Source organism: Actinosynnema sp., assembly GCF_052038725.1.
This window is the reverse complement of the sequence record NZ_JBQGCX010000599.1, coordinates 1-4,861: the sequence shown is the minus strand read 5'-3', so window position 1 is coordinate 4,861 and position 4,861 is coordinate 1. Positions and strand designations below refer to the sequence as shown.

Sequence of the window (4,861 nt, the reverse complement as noted above, 5' to 3'; positions counted from 1 at the left end):
ACCGGGCGCGCTCCACCGCCGCCCGCCACAGCCCCTCGCCGGTTTGCTGGGCCAGGCCGGCGGCGTCCCGCCGCCCGGCGCCGCACAGGGCGGAGGCGAACCGCGCCACCTCGTCGTCGAACCCGCCGAGCCGCGCCAGCTCCGGCCCGACCGGTGGGCCGTCGGGGTCGAGGACGGCGGTGAGCCGCTGCTCCTCGACGGTCAGCGGGGCGGTCGGGTCGAAGCACCCCGGAGCGGCTCCGGGAGCGGCCGTCGCGGCGGGCGCGGCGGTCAGGGCGATCGTCAGGGCGGCCAGCACCGGTGTCACCGTGCGCAGTTGGAAGATCACCCCGTGATGTTCTCCGCCCGCCCGCCCGCGCGAAACCCGCTGAAGGACGGTGCTCGCGCCGCTCAACGGCGGCACCCCCGCGCGCGCTCGCCGCAGCGGCTCCCGGCGCAGGTCCAGGCGGTTGTTGAACAATCCGCGGGCCCGGTGGGCGGACCCCCGCCCAGTAGGATCGGCCCCATGACCACCGCTGAAGCCGGCACCTGGCTCCGCGCGCTCGCCGAGGACGGCGCGCGGATGAGCCGGTCCAGCACGGCCGAGCGGGTCGCCGACGCCCTCAGGGCTCGGGTGCTCGACGGGGCCATCAAAGCGGGCAGCCAGCTGTCCGAGAAGTCGCTCGGCGACGCGCTGCGCGTCTCCCGCAACACCCTGCGCGAGGCGTTCCGGCTCCTGACCCACGAGCGCCTGCTAGTGCACGAGCACAGCCGGGGCGTGTTCGTGCGGGTGCCGAGCACCGAGGACGTGGCCGACCTGTACGCCGCCCGCCGGGTGATCGAGGCGGGCGCGCTGCGGCGGTGGCCCGACGCACCCGAGGAGCGGCGCGCGCGGGTCGGGGACGCGGTCCGGTGGGCCGAGCGGCTGAGGGACGACGAGGACTGGGTGGGCGTGGGCACGGCGAACGGCCGGTTCCACGCGGCGATCACCGCGCTCGCGGGCAGCTCCCGGCTGGACGAGGAGGTGCGCCGCCTGCTCGCCGAGCTGCGCCTGGTGTTCCAGGTGGTGGGAGACCCCGAAGGCTTCCACCGCGACTACCTGCCGAGGAACCGCGCGATCGCCGACCTGCTGGAGTCGGGCGAGGTCGACGCCGCCGAGTCGGCGCTGCTGTCCTACCTGGACACCGCCGAGGAGCACGTCACCCAGGGGTTGGGCACGCTCTAGCCGTGCCGGGCGGTTCGGCTGCCGATGGGGTGAACGGGCCGCGCGCCACACCCGTCTCGTCACACCGGGTCAGCACTTGATCACGATTGCGCCACACAACCCAGGCACAGCAGGGCGAAAGCAGTGACGTTCGTCGCTCTCCCGTCCTAGCATCCCCCGACACCGTCGTCAGGGACGCTTGGAGGGCTCAGCTCAATGCCTCGACAATCGCCTGCCCGGAACACCGGGCTGCGGTGGAGCAACTGGAACCTCCTCCTGCTGCTCCCGCTGCTCATGCTCATCACGCCGTGGTTCAACTCCGACGAGCCCCGCGTGCTGGGCCTGCCGTTCTTCTACTGGTACCAGTTCGCGTTCGTCCCGCTGGGCGTGCTGTGCGTCGGCCTGGTCTACGTGAAGACCAAGGACGCCCCCGCAACGACCGGCCCCGACAAGCTCGACGTGGACGCCCTGGACGAGCGGGAGGCCGACCGGTGAGCACCGCACCGCTGCAGTGGACCGAGCTGTCGGTCTTCGCCGTCCTGTTCCTGCTGGTGACCGTGCTGGGCTTCGTCGCGGCGAAGTGGCGGGCGGGCGACACCCTCGACCACCTGGACGAGTGGGGCCTGGGCGGCCGGAAGTTCGGCTCCTGGATCACCTGGTTCCTGGTCGGCGGCGACCTGTACACGGCTTACACGTTCGTGGCCGTCCCGGCGCTGGTGTTCGGCGCGGGCGCGCTCGGCTTCTACGCGCTGCCCTACACCGTGGTGCTGTACCCGATCGTGTTCCTGCCGCTGGTGCGCATGTGGTCGGTGTCCAGGGTGCACGGCTACGTCACCCCGGCCGACTTCGTGCGCGGGCGGTACGGCTCGCACTGGCTCGCGCTGATCATCGCGATCACCGGCATCCTCGCCACGATGCCGTACATCGCGCTGCAGCTGGTCGGCCTGGAGGCCGTGCTGCGCACGATGGGCCTCAACGGCAGCGGGATCATGGGGCACCTACCCCTGTTCATCGCGTTCGTGATCCTGGCGCTGTACACGTACCAGTCGGGGCTGCGCGCGCCCGCGCTGATCGCGTTCGTCAAGGACAGCCTGATCTACGTGGTGATCCTGGTGGCGGTGATCTACCTGCCGGGCAAGTTCGGCGGCTGGGGCGCCGTCTTCGACACCGCGCAGGCGGCCTACGACAAGACGCCCGCGAAGTCGGACGGCGTGCTGCTGAACGCCAACAACCAGCTGCAGTACGCGACGCTCGCGCTCGGTTCGGCGCTGGCGCTGTTCCTGTACCCGCACTCGCTGACCGGCATCCTGGCCTCGCGCGGGCGGAACGTGATCAAGCGGAACATGGTGGCGCTGCCCGCCTACTCGCTGCTGCTGGGCCTGCTGGCGATGCTCGGGTTCGTGGCGATCAGCGCGGGCGTCAAGCCGATCACCAACCAGGCCACCGGGCGGCCGGACACGAACACGATCGTGCCGGTGCTGTTCGGGCAGGAGTTCCCGGCGTGGTTCGCGGGCGTGGCGTTCGCGGCCATCGGCATCGGCGCGCTCGTCCCGGCGGCGATCATGTCGATCGCGGCGGCGAACCTGTGGACCCGCAACATCTACAAGGAGTACCTGAAGAAGGACGCCACGCCCGCGCAGGAGGCGAAGCAGGCGAAGCTGGCGTCGCTGGTGGTGAAGTTCGGCGCGGTCGCGTTCATCGTGTTCATCGACCCGCAGTTCTCCATCGACCTGCAGCTGATCGGCGGCGTGGTGATCCTGCAGACGCTGCCCGCCGTGGCGATCGCGCTCTACACCCGGTGGTTCCACCTCCACGGCCTGGTCGCCGGGTGGGCCGCGGGCATGGGCTGGGGGATCTACCTGCTGTACACGATCCCCAGCGCGGACGGGAAGCGGCAGCACTTCGCCGGGTCGGCGCTGGCGCTGGACAAGCTGTCGCTGTTCGGCTGGCACCCGTTCCAGGGCTCGACGGTGCAGATCTACGTCGGCGTCGTGGCCGTCACGGCGAACCTCGTCGTGGCCGCGCTGGTGACGCTGGTGGCGCGCAGGTTCAAGGCCGCCAACGGGAGCGACGAGACCAGGCCGGACGACTACCACGTGGACGAGGACAGCGACCGGGTCAAGCCGGTGGCGGCCCACTGAGCCGGGAGGTCGCCAGCGCCGCGGCGCCGACGAGGCCCGCCCGGCTGCCCAGCCGGGCGGGCTCCACCCGCAGACCGTCCAAGTAGGACAGTCGGGCGTGCGCCGCGACGGTCTCCCGGACCGGGTCGAGGAGCAGGTCACCGACCTGCGCCACGCCACCGCCGACGACGGCCAGCTCCAGGTCGCACAGCGCGGCGGTGGCGACGACGGCCAGGCCGACCGCGCGGCCCGCGCGGCGGAACGCGGCCCGCGCGATTTTGTCGCCCGCGAGCGCGTCGGCGGCCAGGTGCGCGGCGTCGGCGCCCTCGGCCGCCCGCCAGCCCCGGCGGCGCGCCCAGGCGACCATCCTCGGCCCGCCCGCGACGGTCTCGGCGCACCCGCGACCGCCGCACGTGCAGGGCTCGCCGTCGTCCTCCACGACGACGTGCCCGATGTGGCCCGCGTTGCCGGTGCGCCCGAGCAGCAGCTCGCCGCCCACCACCAGCCCGCCGCCGACGCCGGTCGACACGACCAGGCCGACCATGTCGCCGCAGCCGCGGCCCGCGCCCGCCCAGTGCTCGCCGTAGGCCATGCACGGCCCGTCGCCGGCGAGCTCGACCGGGAGGCCGGGGAGCAGCGCGGACACCCGGTCCACCAGCGGGAAACCCCGCCAGCAGGCCACGTTGATGGGGCTGGCCGTGCCCACGACGAGGTCGACGGGCCCGGCGCAGGCGATGCCGACCCCGGCGACCTGCTCACCGGCGAGCGCCTCGTCGACGACCCGCGCGACGGCGGCCCAGGTGCGCTCGGGGTCGTCGGTCGGGGTGGGCTCCCGCGCGACGCGCACCACGGACCCGTCCCGCTCGACCAGCCCGGCGGCCACCTTGGTGCCGCCGATGTCCAGGGCCAGGACCAGGTCCGTCATTCGCGGGAGTGTAGTTCGGGGTCAGCGGCGGGCGCGGCGGGTTCGGCAGTCGCGGGCACCGGCGAGCGCGGAGGCGAGCGCGGCCTGGAAGCCGGGCACCTGCTCCACGTCGAGCGCGAAGCAGAACTCGGCCTCGGGCCCGATCACCTCGACCACGTCGCCGGACACCTCGATGACGCAGGTGCCCTCGGTCGCGTAGCTGTCGATGCAGTCGACCGGCCACTCCCGGCGGCCTACTCCAGGTGCATCCTCGGACACCGCCTGCGACATGTCTCCTCCAACCTGGTTGCATACACGCAACGCGAACCGCAGTCAGCTAAAACTTAAGCCAAGCATGAGCCCCTTAACCATCGCCCGATGGAGTGGAACACCCATGTCCTCAGTCCGGCCGACAGTCGAGCGGCTGCAACTCGGCGTCAGCCTCACCAGACTCCGAACAGCCGCGCGGAAGTCCCAGAGCGAGGCCGCGAGCGCGATCGACCGCACGGCGGCGCGGCTGAGCCAGGTCGAGAACGGCAAAGGCAGCCTCGGGACGGAGGAACTGCTGAAGCTGCTGGACTTCTACGGCGTCCAGGGCAACGAGCGGAGCACGATCCTCGCGCTGGGCACGGCCGCGCGACGGCGGTCGGTGCG

The 4,861-nt window shown here is 72.5% G+C and carries 6 protein-coding genes and 1 pseudogene; 4 read left to right on the top strand and 3 right to left on the bottom strand.

All coding sequences use genetic code 11. The features are described from left to right. Positions 1-328 (bottom strand): annotated as a pseudogene (locus ACTUAL_RS12590) (hypothetical protein); the annotation flags it as partial. A 177-nt stretch (positions 329-505) separates the two neighbouring features. Here ACTUAL_RS12590 and ACTUAL_RS12585 point away from each other — a divergent pair. The 3 genes from ACTUAL_RS12585 to mctP all read left to right on the top strand — a co-directional run bounded on the left by ACTUAL_RS12585 (position 506) and on the right by mctP (position 3,324). Further along, on the top strand, positions 506-1,204 hold the full coding sequence (locus tag ACTUAL_RS12585) for a GntR family transcriptional regulator (protein WP_096497453.1): 699 nt from the start codon (positions 506-508) through the stop codon (positions 1,202-1,204). Between the two features lie 195 nt (positions 1,205-1,399). Beyond that, positions 1,400-1,678: a DUF3311 domain-containing protein gene (locus ACTUAL_RS12580; RefSeq protein ID WP_096497454.1), complete on the top strand. Its 279-nt coding sequence runs from the start codon at positions 1,400-1,402 to the stop codon at positions 1,676-1,678. Beyond that, positions 1,675-3,324 (top strand): monocarboxylate uptake permease MctP, encoded by a 1,650-nt coding sequence (mctP, locus tag ACTUAL_RS12575; protein ID WP_440900362.1) that lies wholly within the window; start codon positions 1,675-1,677, stop codon positions 3,322-3,324. Before ACTUAL_RS12580 ends, mctP begins: the two co-directional genes overlap by 4 nt. Here the strand turns inward: mctP and ACTUAL_RS12570 are convergent. Then, positions 3,302-4,228, bottom strand: a complete 927-nt coding sequence (locus tag ACTUAL_RS12570; RefSeq protein ID WP_440900361.1) for an ROK family protein — start codon at positions 4,226-4,228, stop codon at positions 3,302-3,304. The genes mctP and ACTUAL_RS12570 overlap by 23 nt on opposite strands. Before the next feature lie 21 nt (positions 4,229-4,249). After that, entirely contained in the window at positions 4,250-4,498 is a 249-nt protein-coding gene (locus tag ACTUAL_RS12565) for a hypothetical protein (protein WP_440900360.1), read from the bottom strand. Positions 4,499-4,601: 103 nt separating this feature from the next. Here ACTUAL_RS12565 and ACTUAL_RS12560 point away from each other — a divergent pair. Next, the coding region (locus ACTUAL_RS12560; RefSeq protein ID WP_440900359.1) for a helix-turn-helix domain-containing protein at positions 4,602-4,861 on the top strand (260 nt) is incomplete at its 3' end.